The organism is Bradyrhizobium sp. (assembly GCF_049519115.1).
Lineage (GTDB): Bacteria > Pseudomonadota > Alphaproteobacteria > Rhizobiales > Xanthobacteraceae > Bradyrhizobium.
In genome coordinates this window covers 60,576-78,887 of the sequence record NZ_JBEKRB010000025.1, presented here as the reverse complement: position 1 = coordinate 78,887, position 18,312 = coordinate 60,576, and the positions used below count along the sequence as shown (strand labels likewise).

The 18,312-nt window shown below is 61.5% G+C and carries 18 protein-coding genes; 10 read left to right on the top strand and 8 right to left on the bottom strand.

Translation table 11 applies throughout. The annotated features are described in order from the left end of the window. Positions 1-16 precede the first annotated feature (16 nt). The 5 genes from ABSE61_RS19565 to ABSE61_RS19545 form a co-directional block, all read right to left on the bottom strand. Entirely contained in the window at positions 17-1,216 is a 1,200-nt protein-coding gene (locus ABSE61_RS19565) for a vWA domain-containing protein (protein ID WP_423872779.1), read from the bottom strand. 33 nt (positions 1,217-1,249) lie between these two features. Further along, complete coding sequence (locus ABSE61_RS19560; RefSeq protein ID WP_423872778.1) at positions 1,250-2,158, bottom strand: AAA family ATPase; 909 nt, start codon at positions 2,156-2,158, stop codon at positions 1,250-1,252. Positions 2,159-2,196: 38 nt separating this feature from the next. Further along, entirely contained in the window at positions 2,197-3,003 is an 807-nt protein-coding gene (locus tag ABSE61_RS19555; protein ID WP_423872777.1) for an FAD binding domain-containing protein, read from the bottom strand. A 39-nt stretch (positions 3,004-3,042) separates the two neighbouring features. Continuing rightward, a complete protein-coding gene (locus ABSE61_RS19550) occupies positions 3,043-3,528 on the bottom strand; it encodes a (2Fe-2S)-binding protein (protein WP_423872776.1) in 486 nt (161 codons plus the stop codon). 156 nt (positions 3,529-3,684) lie between these two features. Continuing rightward, a complete protein-coding gene (locus ABSE61_RS19545; RefSeq protein ID WP_423872775.1) occupies positions 3,685-4,134 on the bottom strand; it encodes an SRPBCC family protein in 450 nt (149 codons plus the stop codon). Between the two features lie 162 nt (positions 4,135-4,296). Here ABSE61_RS19545 and ABSE61_RS19540 point away from each other — a divergent pair, with 162 nt between their 5' ends. The 3 genes from ABSE61_RS19540 to ABSE61_RS19530 all read left to right on the top strand — a co-directional run bounded on the left by ABSE61_RS19540 (position 4,297) and on the right by ABSE61_RS19530 (position 7,061). After that, positions 4,297-5,652, top strand: a complete 1,356-nt coding sequence (locus ABSE61_RS19540) for a 3-carboxy-cis,cis-muconate cycloisomerase (protein WP_423872774.1) — start codon at positions 4,297-4,299, stop codon at positions 5,650-5,652. 128 nt (positions 5,653-5,780) lie between these two features. Beyond that, entirely contained in the window at positions 5,781-6,563 is a 783-nt protein-coding gene (gene pcaD / locus ABSE61_RS19535) for a 3-oxoadipate enol-lactonase (protein ID WP_423872773.1), read from the top strand. Between the two features lie 105 nt (positions 6,564-6,668). Beyond that, positions 6,669-7,061: a carboxymuconolactone decarboxylase family protein gene (locus ABSE61_RS19530; protein WP_423872772.1), complete on the top strand. Its 393-nt coding sequence runs from the start codon at positions 6,669-6,671 to the stop codon at positions 7,059-7,061. Here ABSE61_RS19530 and ABSE61_RS19525 read toward each other — a convergent pair. From ABSE61_RS19525 to ABSE61_RS19515, 3 genes are all read right to left on the bottom strand, one after another. Continuing rightward, positions 7,023-7,568, bottom strand: a complete 546-nt coding sequence (locus ABSE61_RS19525; protein ID WP_423872771.1) for a hypothetical protein — start codon at positions 7,566-7,568, stop codon at positions 7,023-7,025. The two genes, ABSE61_RS19530 and ABSE61_RS19525, sit on opposite strands and share 39 nt — an antisense overlap. A gap of 281 nt (positions 7,569-7,849) precedes the next feature. Continuing rightward, entirely contained in the window at positions 7,850-8,890 is a 1,041-nt protein-coding gene (locus tag ABSE61_RS19520; RefSeq protein WP_423872770.1) for an SMP-30/gluconolactonase/LRE family protein, read from the bottom strand. 224 nt (positions 8,891-9,114) lie between these two features. Beyond that, positions 9,115-9,276, bottom strand: coding sequence for a hypothetical protein (locus ABSE61_RS19515; protein ID WP_423872769.1), 162 nt, complete (start codon positions 9,274-9,276; stop codon positions 9,115-9,117). 299 nt (positions 9,277-9,575) lie between these two features. Here ABSE61_RS19515 and ABSE61_RS19510 point away from each other — a divergent pair, with 299 nt between their 5' ends. The 7 genes from ABSE61_RS19510 (at position 9,576) to ABSE61_RS19480 (ending at position 18,312) form a co-directional block, all read left to right on the top strand. Next, entirely contained in the window at positions 9,576-10,490 is a 915-nt protein-coding gene (locus tag ABSE61_RS19510) for an ABC transporter permease subunit (protein ID WP_423872768.1), read from the top strand. A 10-nt stretch (positions 10,491-10,500) separates the two neighbouring features. Then, complete coding sequence (gene livM, locus ABSE61_RS19505; RefSeq protein WP_423872767.1) at positions 10,501-11,826, top strand: high-affinity branched-chain amino acid ABC transporter permease LivM; 1,326 nt, start codon at positions 10,501-10,503, stop codon at positions 11,824-11,826. Next, positions 11,823-12,653, top strand: a complete 831-nt coding sequence (locus ABSE61_RS19500; protein WP_423872766.1) for an ABC transporter ATP-binding protein — start codon at positions 11,823-11,825, stop codon at positions 12,651-12,653. The genes livM and ABSE61_RS19500 overlap by 4 nt, the downstream gene beginning before the upstream one ends. Next, entirely contained in the window at positions 12,650-13,396 is a 747-nt protein-coding gene (locus ABSE61_RS19495; RefSeq protein ID WP_423872765.1) for an ABC transporter ATP-binding protein, read from the top strand. The genes ABSE61_RS19500 and ABSE61_RS19495 overlap by 4 nt, the downstream gene beginning before the upstream one ends. A 178-nt stretch (positions 13,397-13,574) precedes the next feature. Further along, on the top strand, positions 13,575-14,693 hold the full coding sequence (locus ABSE61_RS19490) for a branched-chain amino acid ABC transporter substrate-binding protein (protein WP_423872764.1): 1,119 nt from the start codon (positions 13,575-13,577) through the stop codon (positions 14,691-14,693). A 262-nt stretch (positions 14,694-14,955) separates the two neighbouring features. After that, entirely contained in the window at positions 14,956-15,354 is a 399-nt protein-coding gene (locus ABSE61_RS19485) for a response regulator (RefSeq protein WP_423872763.1), read from the top strand. Positions 15,355-15,504: 150 nt separating this feature from the next. Beyond that, positions 15,505-18,312 carry a PAS domain S-box protein gene (locus ABSE61_RS19480; RefSeq protein WP_423872762.1) on the top strand — a complete coding sequence of 936 codons (2,808 nt, stop codon included), beginning with the start codon at positions 15,505-15,507 and terminating at the stop codon, positions 18,310-18,312.

The following is an 18,312-nucleotide window of genomic DNA, read 5'->3' as shown; positions in this document are numbered from 1 at the left end:
CGTTCGGTTTTCTCGTTCAAGCTGCGGGGCGGATCAGGCTGCGGTGATGCGTTTGCGGCATCGACGAAAGCGCCCCGATCAACCCTTCGATGGACTTCAAATTATGCACCGGGCGGAATTCGTCAACGTGCGGCAGCATCATTTTGATGCCTTGGGCCTTGGGCTCAAAGCCGCCATACCGAAGTAGCGGGTTAAGCCAGATCAGGCGGCGGCAGGAACGGTGCAGCCTATCCATTTCAAAGGCAAGGCGGGCGTCGGCCTCGCGCTCGAGCCCGTCGGAAATCAACAGCACGATCGCGCCCTGACCCAGCACCCGGCGGCCCCAGAGCTTGTTGAAGGTATGGAGCGAGGTCGCAATCCGTGTCCCACCGGCCCAGTCCTCCACCGCCGAGGAACAGCTTGCCAGCGCTTCATCGGGATCGCGCGCGCGCAAGGCGCGCGTAACATTGGTCAGGCGCGTGCCGAACAGAAACACCGAGACGCGCTTGCGCGCATCGGTGATGGCATGCAGGAAATGCAAGAACAGGCGGGTATATTCGCTCATCGAGCCGGAGATATCGAGCAGCGCCACGATCGGCGCCGGCTTCTCGATCCGCCCGAGCCTGTAGATATCGACGATATCGCCGCCGGTGCGGAGCGATCCGCGCAGGGTTCGTCGCATGTCGAGCCGCAGGCCCCGCGCATCCGGCCGGTAACGGCGCGTGCGCAATTCCGCCTGCGGAAGCTTCATGCCGGCAATGGCGCGGGTGACTTCGGCAATTTCGGCCGCGGTCATCTGCGCGAAATCTTTTTTCTGCAAGATTTCCTTGTCGGAAACCGAAAGCCGGATCTCCTCGGCCTTTGCTTGCGGTGTCTCCGTGATCTGGCTTTGTGAGAACGCTTCCTGGACACGGCGCGACGCCGGCGGCGTTTTCTTCCTGGGCTGATCGGGCAACGGCACCGAGTCCAGCATCTGCTTCCATTCGTCGGCGGCGCGGAAGAACAGGTCGAAGGCCTGTGCAAAAATCAGCGCATGCTCGTGGCGCTTGACGAAGATCGCCTGAAGCGTCGCGAACACATCGGCGCGGTTGCCGATCTCGACAAGCTGAATCGCGTTCACGGCGTCAATCGCGGCACCCGGCCCGACCGGAACGCCTGCGGTGCGCAACGCACGGGCAAAGCCGATGATGTTGTCGGCCGTCCGGCCGACCGGCGATGAAAGGTGATCGATGGTCATCGGTTCGAGACCTCGTCGGGTCGCGGCGCGCGATCAATTCTCGCTCGTCGCTTCCTTCAAAACTTTTTGTAACGTCTCGCCCTGCAAGCGGGCGATGTCGTCCTGATATTTGAGCAGCGCACCCAGGCTGTCGCCGATTACTCCCGGCGTCAGCGAGCGCGCGTCGAGTTCGGTAAGCGCATTGGCCCAATCGAGCGTTTCGGCAACGCCCGGCGATTTATAGAAATCCTGATGCCGCAGCGCCTGCACAAAGCGCACCACCTGCTGCGACAACTTCGCGGAAATGCCGGGCACGCGCGATTTCACGATCGCAAGCTCCCGTTCGGCGTTCGGATAATCGACCCAGTGATAAAGACATCGCCGCTTCAGCGCGTCGTGGATTTCGCGGGTGCGGTTTGAGGTGATGATCACGATCGGTGGCTGCGGCGCCTTCACCGTGCCGAATTCGGGAATCGTGATCTGGAAGTCGGATAAAATCTCCAGCAAATAGGCCTCGAACGCCTCGTCCGCGCGATCGAGTTCGTCGATCAGAAGCACCGGCGCGCCCGCGACATCCGGTTCGAGCGCCTGCAACAGCGGCCGCTTGATCAGAAAGCGCTCGGCGAAAATATCGCCCGAAAGCTGCTCGCGGTCGGTATCGCCGGCGGCTTCCGCCAGCCTGATCGCAATCATCTGGGCGGCGCTGTTCCACTCATAGACGGCGGATGCCGCGTCCAGGCCTTCGTAGCATTGCAGGCGGATCAGCTTGCGCCCCAGCCCCGCCGACAACACCTTGGCGATCTCGGTCTTGCCGACGCCGGCCTCGCCTTCGAGAAACAGCGGCCGGCCCATCTTCAGCGACAGATAGGTGACGGTCGCAAGCGAACGCTCGGCGAGATAGCCGCGCGAGGACAACAATTCCAGCATGGCATCGACAGAATTTGGCAGCGCCGATGCGGTCATGAGTGAGCGAGCCTTGCTGCAGCGAGAATAGCCAAGTCTTAAGATTTCGCGGCTGCGGCTTCGACGGCACGCCGTGCCATCACCGCGATCAGATGCGCGCGATACTCGGCGCTGCCGTGGAGGTCGCTGTTCAGTCCTTCGGCCGGCACCGTCAAACCGTCGAGCGCCTTCGGCGAAAAACGCTTCTTGAGCGCCTCCTCGAACGCAGTCACGCGGAACACGCCGTCGCCGCCCGCACCGGTGACGGTGACGCGGACATCCGACGGACGTTTGGCGACGAACACCCCGACCAGCGCATAGCGCGAGGCCTGGTTGCGGAATTTGACGTAGGCCGCCTTCTTGGGGACTGGAAACATCACCTTGGTGATGATCTCGTCGCTCTCCAGCGCGGTCGAAAACATCCCTTGAAAGTATTCTTCTGCCTTGAGGCGGCGCTTGTTGGTGACGATGGTCGCGCCCAGCGCAAGAACCGCCGCCGGATAGTCAGCGGTCGGGTCGTTGTTGGCGAGCGAGCCGCCGATGGTGCCGCGATGACGCACGGCGGGGTCGCCGATCAGGCCGGCGAGATAAGCAAGCGCCGGGATCGCTTCGCCGACGATCGCCGAGTTCGCGACCGCATGATGGGTCGCGGTGGCGCCGATGACCAGCGAGCGGCCCTTCATCTCGATGCCATCGAGCCCTTCGATATGAGAGAGGTCGACCAGATGCGGCGGGCTTGCGAGCCGCTGCTTCATGACCGGCAGCAGCGTATGGCCGCCCGCGATCACCTTGGCGTCTTCGTTCTTGATCAGGAGATTGGCCGCCTGCCGCACGGTCTCCGGACGATGATATTTGAATTCGTACATCGGTATTCCCTGGATGTCGCCCGAGGTTGCGTGAGGCGTTTAAGCGAGGTCGGACTTGGCCATCGCCTTGGCGCCGGCGGCGATCGACAGCACGATGTTTTGATAACCAGTGCAGCGGCACAGGTTGCCTTCGAGCTCTTCGCGGATGGTGTGGTCGGAGAGGTCGTGGCCCTTGCGGTGGACGATATCGACCGCGGTCATGATCATGCCGGGGGTGCAGAACCCGCATTGCAGTCCGTGATGTTCGCGAAAGGCTTCCTGCATCGGATGCAATGGCCCGCCATCGACCGCCAGCCCCTCGATCGTACGGACCTCGTGCCCGTCCGCCATCACCGCCAGCGTGGTGCAGGATTTGACCGCCTTGCCGTCGAGATGCACGACGCAAGCGCCGCATTGCGAGGTATCGCAGCCGACATGGGTACCGGTGAGCCGCAGATTTTCGCGCAGGAATTGCACGAGAAGCGTGCGGGGATCGACATTGGTGTTAACGGGATTTCCGTTCACGATCAGGGAGATTTTCGCCATTTACGGGCTCTCTTTATCAACGCCGACGCTACCCGGCGGCGCAGTCATTTCAGGTGTTTCAGGGCTATAATATGGGCCATACCGACAATGAGCAACCTTATCGCCGCATGGCTTGGTTCGGATAGAGAAAGCCGCTTTTTGCGGGTGGCCGGAAAATCAGCCTTCGACCGCCTTGGCGAAGTTCGCGAAAAACTCATCCGCCAGTTTCTTGGCCGCGCCGTTGACCAGGCGCTGCCCGAGCTGAGCCAGCTTGCCGCCGATCTGCGCCTCGACGTCGTACTTCAAAAGCGTGCCGCCATCCTTTTCCGACAGCGCCACGGTGGCGCCGCCCTTGGCAAATCCGGCGACCCCGCCCTCGCCTTCGCCAGAGATCCTGTAGCCGTTCGGCGGGTCGAGATCGCTCAGCGCGACCTTGCCCTTGAAGCGGGCCGACACCGGACCGACCTTCATTTTCGCCGCCGCGCGGAAACCGTTATTATCCTCGGTGCGCTCCAATTCCTCGCACCCGGGAATACAGGCTTTGAGCACCTCGGGGTCGTTCAATTTGGCCCAGACCGCCTCGCGCGAAGCCCCAAGCTGGACTTCTCCCTGCATCGTCATGGCCATGTGCGTCTCCGTTTGCTTCCGATCTTCAGTCTATGAACTAATGCACCAACGCCCCAAAAGAAAGAGCGCAGACAACAGGCCCTGCGGATTCGCCGGCGCAGCAGGGTTGCACTCTCGTTTTGAGATTGGCATCAGACGGCAACGATGGTTAGGTCGCGATTGATGAGTACCTCGCTCTCACCCCTGCTTGCGCCCATGCTTTCCAGCGCCGCCATGCGCGCGGCTTGCGACGATCTGGCCACCCTGCAACACATGCTCGATTTCGAGGCGGCGCTGGCGCGCGCGGAGGCCTCCATCGGCATCGTCCCCCCTGCGAGTGCCCAGGCGATCGCGAAGGCCTGCGCGGTCAGCGCCTTCGATCTCGCGGATCTGGCCGAGGCCGCCACGCGGTCCGGCAATCTGGCAATCCCCCTCATCAAGGCGCTCACCGCCGAGGTCGCGAAGACCGACCAGGAGGCTGCTCGTTACGTGCATTGGGGCGCCACCAGCCAGGACGTGATCGATACCGCCACCATGTTGACCCTGCGCGCCGGCATCGACGCGTTGCTGTCGGATATCGACCGTGCCGTGACAGGCTTTGCGCGGCTGGCACAGAAACACCGCAACACCGCAGTCGTGGCACGGACCTGGCTGCAGCATGCGCTGCCGATGCCGTTCGGACTGAAGCTTGCGGAATATGCCGCGGCGCTACATCGCTCACGCGGGCGCTTGCTGCACCTCAAACGGCACGCATTTGCGCTTCAGTTCGGCGGCGCTGCCGGCACGCTCGCAGCGCTCGGCGACCAGGGTTGGAAAGTCGCCGAAAAGCTTTCCGAAATCCTTCAACTCCCCTTGCCGGAATCTCCGTGGCATTCCCACCGCGACCGGATCGCGGAAGCGGCCTCGGTGCTCGCGATCATCGCCGGCACCTGTGGCAAGATCGCCCGCGACACCCAGTTGATGATGCAGACCGATGTTGCGGAAGCGTTTGAGCCGTCCGGCGAAGGCCGCGGCGGCTCCTCGACCATGCCGCACAAGCGCAACCCGGTCGCGGCCGCCAGCGCGATAGCTGCAGCCACCATGGCGCCGAATCTGGCGGCGACGATCTTCGCCGCACAGGTCAGCGATCACGAACGCAGCGCCGGCCCCTGGCACGCGGAATGGCCGACCTTGCCGAGCCTTTTGCTCGTGACCTCAGGCGCGCTGGCCGCGATCGTCGATATTGCGGAAGGCCTTGAAGTCGATGCCGCGCGCATGCGCAGCAATCTCGATGCGACCGGCGGCCTGATCATGGCAGAAGCAGTTGCGTTTGCGCTGGCCGAGAAAGTCGGCAAGCAAGAGGCGCATCATCTGGTGGAAGCGGCGAGCAAGAAAGCGGTCGCAGAGAAGAAGGGCTTTCGCGCAGCGCTGGAGAGCGATCCGAAAATCGCCGCGCATCTCGACTCGCAACGGATCGCGCAACTACTTGAGCCGATGGCCTATCAAGGCGTCTCGCAAACCCTGATCGATCGCCTGCTTGCGTCCCTCGAAGATAAATAACCGGCGGTATCGTTGCCGTTGACCCGGCAAGCCATCTTCTCGAATGGGTTTCGTTTTGAACGATGCGCGGGTAACCTTATTGAAGACGCGCTTCGCGCTTTAGCCGCGCATGAAAAAGGAAAAAGAAAATGCCGATGATCGACGCCGACGGATGCCTGCTCAATGTTTCGGTGGAAGGCCGCGACGGCGGTCCGACCCTGATGCTGTCAAATTCGCTGGGAACGACGATGGCGATGTGGGAGCCGCAAATGAAAGCGCTCACGCAGGTGTTTCGCGTGATCCGCTATGACCGGCGCGGCCACGGCAAATCGGGCGTGCCGCCCGGTCCCTATTCCATGGAACGCCTGGGCCGCGACGTGCTTGCCATCCTGGACGATCTCAACATCAGGAAGACGCATTGGTGCGGGCTCTCGATCGGCGGCATGGTCGGGCAATGGCTCGGGGCCAATGCGCCCGAACGATTCAACAAGATCATTCTTGCCAATACGTCGAGTTATTTTCCCGATCCGACCAACTGGCAGAACCGAATCAAGCTGATCGAGGAAGGCGGCATTGCCGCGATCGCCGATGCCGTGATCTCGGCATGGCTGACCGCCGATTTCCGTGAGCGCGAGCCGCAGGTCACGCAAAATCTGAAAGCCATGCTGCTCGCCACGCCGCCGGCCGGCTACCTCGCCTGCGCCCAGACGCTCTCAACACTCGACCAGCGCGCTTTGTTGCCGAAGATCACGAGCCCGACGCTGGTGATCGCTGGCCGTCACGACGTCTCGACACCGCTCGCCGCCAACGAATTCATCCGCAGCAACATTCCGGGCGCCTCGCTGACGATCCTGGACGCGGCGCATATCTCCAACCTCGAACAGCCGCACGCTTTTACGGATGCGGTGGTCGGCTTTTTGACGCAGAAGTAATTTCATCGTCATTCCGGGATGGTCCGCAGGACCAGACCCGGAATCTCGAGATTCCGGACTCGCCTCCTGGAGGCGCCCCGGAACGACGTCCCAGGAGGCTCATCAATGGATGATCAGAAACGCCGCGACGACGGCATGGCGCAGCGCCGCGAGGTGCTGGGCGATGCCTGGGTCGACAAATCGATCAAGGGCAAGAATTCGTTCAACGCTGACTTCATCGATCTCATCACCCGCCATGCCTGGGGTGAAATCTGGACCCGGCCGCATTTCGATCATCGCACGCGGCGGGTGCTCGTGATCGGCACCATGGTTGCACTCGGCCAGTGGGACGAATTTCGCCTGCACGTGCGCGCGGCGCTGGCCGAGGGCGGATTCACGCCGGACGACATCAAGGAAATCCTGCTTCAACAGGCAATCTATTGCGGGGTGCCGGCCGCCAATCACGCGGTGAAGGAAGCCTCAGCCATTATAGCCGAGCTCGGTCTGCTCCAAGGCTAGATCAGAGGGTAGATCGGAAGGCAGATCGGACGGCACCGTTACCGCCTGCGGCTGCGCAGGCGTGTCGAACAGCATCACGATGCCGGTGCCGATCATGACGAGCAGTTCGGAAGCATGCAGCCGGAGCGCTTCGATTTCGCCAACCTGCGAGGCCATCAACATACTCGCAAAGCTGATCACGCTGCCGATGGTGAGTGCGATCGCGAGCGCCTCGCTCCCTCCGCTCTGTTTGCGAATGAAACCACGCACAGTGAGAACGAGAAACAGCGCAAAGAAGGCGACGACCGTCAGCCGGCCGAGCGCCAACAGCCAGGCAAAGCGCACCGCGGTCATGGTCGGCAGTTGCAGGTGATCGGTGACATAGAGCGCGACCGCAACGCTCGGCCGCTCAAACAAACCGCGCACCGGCGACGCCACGATGTCCCAGGCGATGATCGCCCAGGTTGGAATGAAATAGGCGGCAAGCAGCACGCCGCTGAATGAACTGATACGCCAGTTTTTCGACATGTCGCTTCCCGTTTTCCATGCGCTATTAGGCTTCGCGCGTTGTTCGGGAAGTAACGCCGTTAAACTGCGATCGGCAATTTAAACCCTTTGTTTACCTTAATCCAGCGGTTTCCGCGCGGCTCGCGTTGCGGACGCCGCAGCAGCGTGCTCCCGGCGATGCAAAGCATCGTCCGGTACGCTGCTCCGCAGAGCCGAGACCGACGTCCTTGGACCCCGGATCAGCAGCGCAACGCGCCTGAAAAGCGGCGCGCTTCACTGCGTCCGGGGAGCGCGCCAAAACGTCAAACCGCGCCGTGCGCCTCGACGTAGAGCGCGTATAGCGAGTGCGAACTCGCCATGAACAGGCGGTTCTTTTTGGGACCGCCGAATACCAGATTGGGACAGCGCTCGGGCAAGCGGATGAAGCCGATCGCCTTGCCTTCGGGGTTGAATACCTTCACGCCGTCGAGTTCTTCGCCTTTGCTGTTGGGGGCGCCGGTAGAGCCCCAGCCGCACCAGATGTTGCCGTCAGTGTCGACCTTCATTCCATCAAGGGCGGTCGCCCCGCCATCGATCAGCTTGGTCTTGTTCGACAACGTCACGCCGTCGGCCCCGACGTCAAAGGACCACACCAGCCGGTTCGGCTGCGCCCGCGACTCGATGATGTAGAGCTTCTTTTCATCCGGCGAGAAAGCGAGCCCGTTCGGACCTGCGAGCTCCGCCGTGACGAGACCGAGTTTGCCATCGGGCGCGATACGATAGACCGAGTGCGGCAATTCCGACGTTTGCCTGTCGCCTTCCCAGTCGCCACCGATGCCGAACGGCGGATCGGTGAACCAGATCGATCCATCGGATTTGCAGACGATGTCGTTCGGCGAATTGAGACGCTTGCCGTTGAAATTATCGGCCAGCACCGTGATCTTGCCGTCATATTCCGTGCGCGTGACGCGGCGCGTGAGATGTTCGCAAGAGATCAGGCGGCCCTGGCGGTCGCGCGCATTGCCGTTGGTGAAATTGGAAGGCTGCCGGAACACGCCCCAGTTTCCATTGGCCTCGTCGTAGCGCATGATGCGATTGTTCGGGATGTCGCTGACCAGGATGTAACGGCCATCGCCGAACCAGGCCGGCCCTTCCGCCCAGCGCATGCCCGTCGCCACTTGCTCGACGGTCGAGGAGAACAGCCGGTATTTGGTAAAGCTCGGATCAAGCACCTCGACCGAGGCGTCGGGGTAGCGCTGGTTCGGCTTGAAGTCGAAAGATTGGGCGTTGGCGCTCTTCTGAACGGCCAGCGTGGCGGCGGCAGCGCCTGCGGTCGCAAATACATCCCGGCGAGTGAAAGTCATTCGGATTTTCCTCCTGAGGTCATGCGGTCGTTCCGCTGCAGGGGGGGTAAAGGCCGCCACTGCCGCGCCGCCGCTTGGGAGGGGAACCTAGTTGAGGTTCCACGGCAGGTCCAGATGACCTCTCGGAATGACGCCCGGTTGCGCCAACATCCAAAAAGAAAGGCCCCGCGTTGGCGAGACCTTTCTTTCGATCAACTCATCCAGAGTTCGACTGGATCGTGGAGTTACCGATCCTTGTCCTGGTGGCCTTGCTGGCCGGGCTTCTGACCCTGGCGGTTCGGATCCTGCTGCTGCTGTCCGGGTTTCTGCCCGCCGCCCTGCTGTTGACCCGGCTTCTGCCCAGGGTTCTGGTTCTGCTGGCCGGGATTCTGGTTCTGATTGGACATTGCGATCTCCCTTTTTCAAAGTCGCAGGGGGTCAACTGGGGAACCCACCATTGGTTGCGGCGAAAGTTGGGTTCCGCGCCGGCTTTTTCCGGCTCGTCCACACATGGTTCCGACGCCCCCGCCCAGAGGAACAAAAACGATCTCTGTACAGGCTCTTGAGGCGCCGACCAGCGCAGTTGCCGCGATGGGTTCCCGCTGTTAAAAATCGAAATGACGCGACGTCCGGCTGCCGGAGCCTTCGCTGTGTCAAAAATAGAAATGGCATTTTCGCCGGAAAATGCACCAACAGTCGGCAGCGCATGGATTATTTCGCCCAGCAACTGATCAACGGCATCGTCCTAGGCTCGATCTACGGCCTGATCGCCATCGGTTACACCATGGTCTATGGCATCGTCGGCATGATCAATTTCGCCCATGGCGACATCTTCATGATCGGCGGCTTCATCGCCCTGATCACCTTCCTGATCCTGGTCTCGATCGGATTGACCATGGTGCCGGTGATTTTGCTGATCGTGCTTCTGGTCTCGATGGCGGTCACCGCGCTGTACGGTTGGACCATCGAGCGCATCGCCTACCGGCCGCTGCGGCATTCGTTTCGCCTCGCACCGATGCTGTCGGCGATCGGTATGTCGTTCGTCCTGATCAACTACTCCCAGATCTCGCAAGGCGCCCGCGTCAAGCCGATCCCGCCCGTCATTACCGGCGGCTATACGCTACTCGACGACGGCGGGTTTGTGGTCCGCCTTTCCAACGCCCAGATCATCGTCGTCATCACCACGATCGTGCTGCTCGCGATCTTCACCTGGCTGGTCTCGCGAACACGTTTGGGCCGCGACATGCGCGCCTGCGAGCAGGACCAGACCATGGCGGCGCTGCTCGGCGTGGACGTCGACCGCACCATCTCCATGACCTTCGTGATCGGCGCGGCGCTGGCCGCCGTCGCCGGCATGATGTACCTGCTCTATTACGGCCTCGTCGATTTCTTCATGGGCTTTGTCGCAGGCATCAAGGCGTTCACCGCGGCCGTGCTCGGCGGGATTGGTTCGCTGCCCGGCGCGATGCTGGGCGGACTTCTGATCGGCCTGATCGAAACCATGTGGTCGGCCTATTTCTCGGTCGAATATAAAGACGTCGCGGCGTTCTCGATCCTGATCGTGGTGCTGATCTTCCTGCCCACCGGCCTGCTCGGCCGTCCCGAAGTCGAGAAAGTTTAAGGACAACCGCGTGACGGGTGCCTCGACCGACCTCACGCAAGCCTCGCGCCGCGAAGGCATCGCCTTCATCTTCAAGAAAGCCCTGATCAGCGCCCTCGTGGCGCTGGTGCTGTTCGCGCTGATGATCGGCATCCGCACCGAGGCTGGTCCCACGGGGCAACTGATCTACTGGACGCGGTTCGGCGATCTCGCCACGATGGTTGCAATCGTGTTCGTCGGCAGCATCGTTGTCGAATTGGTGCGGCAATGGTGGGGACCGACACCGATCGCAAGCGCCGTGCCGGCATCGGCGCAACGAGCACTCGACTTTGCAGGCCGCGCCATTCCGCCTGTGCTTCTGATCTTCACGTTTCTCGTGCCGGTGATCTTCTACGATCAACGCTACATTCTCGATCTCGGAATCCTCGTCTTGACCTATGTCATGCTCGGCTGGGGACTGAATGTCGTGGTTGGGCTGGCCGGCCTGCTTGATCTCGGCTACGTCGCCTTCTACGCGGTCGGCGCCTATTCCTATGCGCTGCTGTCGACCAATTTCGGACTGTCGTTCTGGGTCTGTCTGCCGCTCGCGGGCATTCTTGCCGCCTTCTGGGGTGTGCTGCTTGGCTTTCCGGTGCTGCGGCTGCGCGGCGACTATCTCGCCATCGTGACGCTGGCGTTCGGCGAGATCATCCGCCTCGTCATCATCAACTGGCAGAGCCTGACCGGCGGCCCCAATGGGGTCTCCGGCATTCCGAGGCCGTCGTTTTTCGGCATTCCGCTGACGCCCGGCGACGACGGGCTCGCCGCCAAACTCGGCATCGAATTCTCGCCGACCCATCGCATCGTGTTTCTGTTCTACGTGATCCTGGCGCTCGCGCTTCTGACCAACTGGGTCACGATTCGACTCCGCCGCCTGCCGATCGGCCGGGCCTGGGAAGCCTTGCGCGAGGATGAAGTCGCCTGCCGCGCGCTCGGCATCAACACCACCACCACAAAACTCACGGCGTTCGCCACCGGGGCGATGTTCGGCGGCTTTGCCGGCGCATTCTTCGCCACAAGGCAAGGTTTCATCAGCCCGGAATCCTTCACCTTCCAGGAATCGGCGCTCGTGCTCGCCATTGTCGTGCTTGGCGGCATGGGTTCGCAGCTCGGCGTGGCGCTGGCAGCACTGACGTTGATCGGCGGCTTCGAGCTGTTTCGCGGCTTCGATCAATACCGCATGCTGGTGTTCGGCATGGCGATGGTGTTTCTGATGATCTGGCGGCCGCGCGGCCTGATTGGCCATCGGGCGCCGACCGTTTTCTTGAGGCAAAGCACGGTCATCTCCTCGGAACTCGCACGGGAAGGACGGGGATGAACGGCGATACCATCCTCAACGTCGAGGGCCTGACCATGCGCTTTGGCGGCGTGGTCGCGGTCAACGGCCTCACCTTCACCGCCGAGCGCCGCAAGATCACCGCCTTGATCGGACCGAATGGCGCCGGCAAGACCACGGTCTTCAACTGCATCACCGGATTTTACAAACCTACCTCCGGCACGATGCGCCTCGCCCACGAGGATGGCAGCGTTATTCAGCTCGAACGGCTGAACGATTTCCGGATTTCCAAACAGGCGAAAATCGCGCGCACGTTTCAGAACATCCGCCTGTTTCCCGGTATGACGGCGCTGGAAAACCTGATGGTCGCCCAGCACAACGCGCTGATGCTGGCTTCCGGTTTCACTTTTCTGGGGCTGATCGGCGCGCCGTCGTACCGGTCCGCCGAGAAGCACGCCATCGATCAGGCCAAGCGTTGGCTGGACCGGATCGGCCTTCTGGAGCGTGCCGACGATGCCGCCGGCAATCTGCCTTACGGCGATCAGCGCCGTCTGGAGATTGCACGCGCGATGTGCACCGAACCGGCGCTGCTCTGCCTCGACGAACCCGCCGCCGGACTGAATGCGCGCGAAAGTTCGGCGTTGAGCGAATTGCTGCTCTCGATCCGCGGCGAAGGCACCTCGATCCTCCTGATCGAGCACGACATGAGTGTGGTGATGGAAATTTCCGACCACATCGTGGTGATGGACTACGGCGTGAAAATCGCCGAAGGCGCGCCGCAGGCGGTGCGCGACGATCCCAAGGTCGTGGCCGCCTATCTGGGCGCCGACGAAGAGGAAGCCGCCGCCGTCATGGAGAGCGGAACGTGACCGCGCCAGCCGTCTCTCCCCTGCTCGCGATCCGTGGCCTTCGAGCCGCCTATGGCAAGATCGAGGCGCTCAAGGGCGTCGATCTCGACATCAATTCCAGCGAAATTGTCGCTCTGATCGGCGCCAACGGCGCCGGCAAATCGACACTCATGATGACGATCTTCGGCAAGCCGAGAGCCCGCGCCGGCCAAGTCTTGTTCGACGGCCGCGACATCACCGGCGTGCCGACCCATGAGATCGCCCGCTTGCGTATTGCACAGTCGCCCGAAGGCCGCCGGATTTTCCCACGGATGAGCGTGGCGGAAAACCTGCAAATGGGCGCCGACGCCACCGATTCCAGCGAAGCCGAGCGCCGGGGCGCGCTCGAACGTGTGCTGGCGCTGTTTCCGCGGTTGAAGGAGCGGCTGACCCAGCGCGGCGGCACGCTGTCGGGCGGTGAGCAGCAGATGCTGGCGATCGGGCGAGCGCTGATGAGCCGCCCACGCCTGCTTTTGCTCGACGAGCCATCGCTCGGGCTCGCGCCTTTGATCGCCCGCCAGATTTTCGACGCCATTCGGACGCTCAACCGCCAAGACGGCTTGACCGTCCTGATCGTCGAACAGAACGCCAACCACGCGCTGAAGCTCGCCCATCGTGGTTATGTCATGGTCAATGGCCTCATTACGCTTCAGGGAACGGGTGCGGAACTGCTGCAACGGCCGGAAATCCGCGCTGCCTATCTGGAAGGCGGACGGCGGGGCTGATCCTCACGTCATTCCGGGACGGCCGGCGCCAGACCCGGAAATGACCACCCGTTGAAAGCCCGTTTGGCCAAAATTTACCGATGACTTCGCCGCAAAATCAGCCGAGAATACCGCCATACGTTCTCAATCCGGCGGCCTGCCGGCGAAATCCCATGGCGAACCACCCGCGAGGATCCCTATGAAATCAATCAAGCTCTTTGGCCTGGCAATCGGCGCGTCGCTGGCGCTGTCGACGGCGGCGTTTGCGCAAGACGTCACCGTCGCCGTGGCTGGCCCCATGACCGGTGGCGAATCCGCTTTCGGCCGCCAGATGAAGAACGGCGCCGAACAGGCGGTCAAGGATCTCAACGCCGCCGGCGGCGTGCTCGGCAAGAAACTCACGCTGGAAATCGGCGACGACGCCTGCGATCCGAAACAGGCACGCTCGGTGGCGGAGAAGTTTGCCAGCGCCAAAATCCCGTTTGTCGTGGGTCACTATTGCTCGTCGTCGTCGATCCCGGCGTCGGAAGCCTATGCCGACGGCAACGTGCTGCAGATCACGCCCGCCTCCACCAATCCGCTGTTCACCGAACGCAAGCTCTGGAACGTCGCACGCGTCTGCGGCCGCGACGATCAGCAGGGCCTGGTCGCGGCCGACTACATCGCCAAGTTCTACAAGGGCAAGAACGTCGCCATCCTCAACGACAAGACCACCTATGGCAAAGGCCTCGCCGACGAGACCAAGAAGGCGCTCAACAAGGCCGGCTTCACCGAAAAGATGTACGAGTCCTACAACAAGGGCGACAAGGATTTCACGGCCATCGTCTCGCGCATGAAGCGAGAGAATATCGATCTGGTTTATGTTGGCGGCTACCATCAGGAATCCGGCCTGATCGTGCGCCAGATGCGTGATCAGGGCATGCAGACGGTGCTGATGGCAGGCGACGCGCTCGCCGATGCGGAATTCGCTTCGATCACCGGACCGGCCGGCGAAGGCACGCTCTTCACCTTCGGGCCCGATCCGCGCAACAAGCCGACCGCAAAGTCCATCGTCGAGAAGTTCAAGGCGAACAACATCGACCCCGAAGGCTACACCCTCTACACCTATGCCGCGATGCAGGTGTGGTCGCAGGCGGTGGCAAAGGCTGGCACGACCGACTCGAAGAAGGTCATGGAAACCATCAAGGCCGGCGCCTGGGATACGGTGATCGGCAAGCTCGAGTTCGACGCCAAGGGCGACATCAAGCAGATCGACTACGTGGTCTACAAATGGGATGCCAAGGGCGGGTACACCGAGATCAATCCCAAAGGCTCCTGAATTCCGGTTTCTGATCCGCTCACAGCAAGATTGTCGAACGCCCCGGTCCGCCGGGGCGTTTTACTTTGTTCGGCACAATCGAACTCGTTCAGCCCGGCCGCCGGTTGGACTTGCGTGGGAACCGCGGTGCCAAATCATCTGGATTCCGCGGCGACGCAGTAAGTTGGCATCAACCATCAAAATCTCGGCGTCCGTAGCCACCTTGGCTTTAATCGAAAATCATGTAACCCTTGGTTGAACGGACAAATTCGTTAGGGAACCTATGGCGAGCATTCTCGTCATCGACGACGACCGCGCGGTCCTTGCCACGATCAAGGTGCTGCTTGAACGGACATCACATACGGTCGAAGCCGTCGACACCAGTCGCAACGGTCTGCAACTGCTCGAAACACGAAGTTTCGATCTGCTCATCGTCGATATCTTCATGCCGGGAATGGACGGCTTTGAAACGATGAGGCTGGTTCATCAATCGAGGCCGGACATGCCGGTCATCGTGATTTCAGGACAGCAATTCAGTCTTGTATCGGATCGGCCGCCGGACTTCCTGCACATGGCGACCAGGTTGGGCGCCGTCTCAAGCTTGCAAAAGCCATTCAAACCCGCCCAGCTGTTGGCCGCGGTCGATAGCATTCTGTCGGGTTCACAGCTCCACCCGGCGTGAGCCGAAAAATGCCGGCGGGCATTCCCTCTGAACGACAATAAGGCCAATATAGCTGTCGACTGCTTCGCGTCGGCGGGCCACTGACGCGGCGGGCGAACGCGGACTGAGGCAGCGCACGAACTTCGAAAAAGTGGTCGCCAGGAGACGAAGGTGGAAGCAGGCGACGACCGCAATATTTTTCTCTCGACGCTGCCTGCCACCAACCGTGACCGTCACATTGCCCTTGGCGTCGTTATTGTCTCGACGATTTTCTTTGGGGTTACCCTTCCCTTCTCGCGGGTGCAGCTACCGGCGGTTCCGGCATTTGTCGCCAGCTACCAGTCGGCGCTGGCAATCAACGACCTGATCACGACGATTCTTTTGCTTTCGCAGTTTTCGTTGCTGCGGTCGCGAGCCCTCTTGGTGCTTGCCAGTGGTTACTTGTTCACTTCCGTCATAGCCGTCGTTCACGGCCTCACCTTCCCGAATCTGCTTACTCCGACGGGTCTCTTTAACGCCGGATCGCAAACCACCGCCTGGCTTTATATGATCTGGCACGGCGGATTTCCGCTCTTCGTGCTCGGCTACGCCCTGCTCAAAGACAAGGACGGCGGCCGCGAAATCAAGGGATCGGTCACCGAAGCGATCGTCTGGAGCATCATTGCGGTCTTTGCCGCGATGGCAGCCGCGGTTTATGTGGTGACGGAGCTGCATCACCTGCTACCGGCGCTTCTTGACGCCAAGGGAGGTGGTCCCGCGCTCTATGGCCCGTCCTACAGGCCGGCGCTCTATGGCGCAGCTATCGCCGTTTCGCTCTTAAATTTTGCAGCCCTGATCGTTCTGTGGCTGCGACGGCCACATTCGGTGCTCGACATCTGGATCATGGTGGTTTTGTACGCTTGGCTGCTCGATGTGGTGTCGTCGGCGCTGCTCAATGCTGGGCGGTTCGACTTCGGCTTCTACATCGGACGCGTCTACGGGCTGTTCGCCGCCTGTTTTGTGCTGGCGGTGCTGCTCTTGCAAAATATCAACTTGCAGGCGCGGCTGTCGCGCCTGCTGCACACCATGCGCCGGGAGAGCGCCTCCGAGCAACTGCGCCATGGCGAACGCGAACGCCTGTTCAGCGCGGTGGTGGAATCCTCCAACGACGCCATCATCACCCAGACGCTCGACGGCACCATCACCGGCTGGAATCCTGCCGCCGAACACCTGTTCGGATACACATCCATTGAGGCTGTCGGTGAGCATATCGACCTGATCGCCCCGCCCGAAAGGCTTGCGGAGCTACGCGATATTCTTGCCCGTATCGGCCGAGGCGAGGCCATCGCCCACCACGAAACCCAGCGGAAGACGAGAGACGGAAGGATACTGGATGTTTCAATCTCGATCTCTCCCCTGCGCTCCATTTCCGGCGAGATCGTCGGCGCTTCGAAGATCGCGCGCGACATTACCGAAAGCAGGAAAATCCAGACGGCGCTCAACCAGGAAATTGAGGAGCGCCAGCGCATTTTCGAGACCTCGCAGGATCTGATCCTGGTTACGGACACCAAGGGAACGTTCGTCCAGGTCAGCCCGAGCTCAATGGCGATCCTTGGATATCGGCCGGAGGAGATGACCGGCCACACCGCCGTCGATTTCATTCACGCCGACGATCTCGAAAGCACGCGGCAGGAAATGCGCGCGGCCAGGCGCGGACACCTGATGCGCAACTTTGAAACCCGCTACGTCCACAAGGACGGACGCATCGTGAATCTGAGCTGGATGGGAGCCTGGTCCGAGCCGATTCACCGTCATTTCTTCGTCGGGCGTGACCTCACCGAAAAACAGGCCGCCGAAGCCCATTTCCACCAGGCGCAAAAGATGGATGCCGTCGGCCAACTGACCGGGGGCGTCGCCCACGACTTCAACAATATTCTGACCGTCATCACAGGCACGATCGGCATTCTGGCCGACGCCGTGGCGGATGAGCCGCAGCTTTCGGCGATCGCGAAAATGATCGACGATGCAGCCGAGCGCGGCGCAAGCCTGACCAAACATTTGCTGGCTTTCGCCCGCAGACAGCCCCTGCAACCGCGCGAGATCGACGTCAAAACCCTGGTGCTGGAAACCACCACATTGTTGCGACCGACGCTTGGCGAGCATATCCAGATCAGTGCGCAGCTTGCGGAGGATGGCTGGCCTGCTTTGGTCGATCCAAACCAGCTCACGACCGCTGTCCTGAATCTGTCGCTGAATGCCCGCGACGCCATGCCGTTCGGCGGTAAACTCGTCATCGAGACCGCCAATGCCTATCTCGACGAGAGCTACGCCGCGATGAACACGGATGTGACCGTCGGCAACTATGTCATGGTCGCCGTGAGCGATACCGGCACCGGAATTTCGCCCGAAAATCTGGAACGGGTGTTCGATCCCTTCTTCACCACCAAGGAAGTCGGCAAGGGTACGGGCCTGGGCTTGAGCATGGTGTTCGGCTTCGTCAAGCAGTCGAACGGCCATATCAAGATTTACAGCGAGGTCGGCCATGGAACCACGGTGAAGATCTATCTGCCCCGCGCGACCGGGCTGTCGGATACATCCGTGGAATCGCAGGCGTCGGCCAGCATCAAGGGCGGGCATGAGACCATCCTGGTGGTCGAAGATGATGCGCTCGTACGCCGCTATGTCATCACCCAGATCGAAAGCCTCGGCTACAAGACGCTTGAGGCGAGCCGGGCGTCGGAAGCGCTGAAGATTATCGACAGCCCCAAGACAATCGACCTTTTGTTTACCGACGTCATCATGCCCGGCTCGCTGAACGGCCGCCAACTCGTCGATGAAGCGCTGGTGCTGCGTCCGGCATTGAAGACGTTGTTCACGTCCGGCTATACCGAGAACGCCATCGTTCACCACGGGCGGCTGGATACCGGCGTGCTGCTGCTCACCAAGCCGTACCGGAAGTCCGATCTGGCACGCATGATCAGGCTGGCCCTCGAAAGCTAA

Bases quoted from the DNA above. Each gene is read 5' to 3' on its own strand.
- ABSE61_RS19550 (WP_423872776.1), bottom strand. From the start codon at position 3,528: ATGGCGAAAATCTCCCTGATCGTGAACGGAAATCCCGTTAACACCAAT.
- pcaD (WP_423872773.1), top strand. From the start codon at position 5,781: ATGCCGATGATCGACGCCGACGGATGCCTGCTCAATGTTTCGGTGGAA.
- ABSE61_RS19545 (WP_423872775.1), bottom strand. From the start codon at position 4,134: ATGGCCATGACGATGCAGGGAGAAGTCCAGCTTGGGGCTTCGCGCGAG.
- ABSE61_RS19555 (WP_423872777.1), bottom strand. From the start codon at position 3,003: ATGTACGAATTCAAATATCATCGTCCGGAGACCGTGCGGCAGGCGGCC.
- ABSE61_RS19515 (WP_423872769.1), bottom strand. From the start codon at position 9,276: ATGTCCAATCAGAACCAGAATCCCGGCCAGCAGAACCAGAACCCTGGG.
- ABSE61_RS19485 (WP_423872763.1), top strand. From the start codon at position 14,956: ATGGCGAGCATTCTCGTCATCGACGACGACCGCGCGGTCCTTGCCACG.
- ABSE61_RS19560 (WP_423872778.1), bottom strand. From the start codon at position 2,158: ATGACCGCATCGGCGCTGCCAAATTCTGTCGATGCCATGCTGGAATTG.
- ABSE61_RS19500 (WP_423872766.1), top strand. From the start codon at position 11,823: ATGAACGGCGATACCATCCTCAACGTCGAGGGCCTGACCATGCGCTTT.
- ABSE61_RS19525 (WP_423872771.1), bottom strand. From the start codon at position 7,568: ATGTCGAAAAACTGGCGTATCAGTTCATTCAGCGGCGTGCTGCTTGCC.
- ABSE61_RS19510 (WP_423872768.1), top strand. From the start codon at position 9,576: ATGGATTATTTCGCCCAGCAACTGATCAACGGCATCGTCCTAGGCTCG.
- ABSE61_RS19565 (WP_423872779.1), bottom strand. From the start codon at position 1,216: ATGACCATCGATCACCTTTCATCGCCGGTCGGCCGGACGGCCGACAAC.
- ABSE61_RS19490 (WP_423872764.1), top strand. From the start codon at position 13,575: ATGAAATCAATCAAGCTCTTTGGCCTGGCAATCGGCGCGTCGCTGGCG.
- ABSE61_RS19530 (WP_423872772.1), top strand. From the start codon at position 6,669: ATGGATGATCAGAAACGCCGCGACGACGGCATGGCGCAGCGCCGCGAG.
- ABSE61_RS19540 (WP_423872774.1), top strand. From the start codon at position 4,297: ATGAGTACCTCGCTCTCACCCCTGCTTGCGCCCATGCTTTCCAGCGCC.
- ABSE61_RS19520 (WP_423872770.1), bottom strand. From the start codon at position 8,890: ATGACTTTCACTCGCCGGGATGTATTTGCGACCGCAGGCGCTGCCGCC.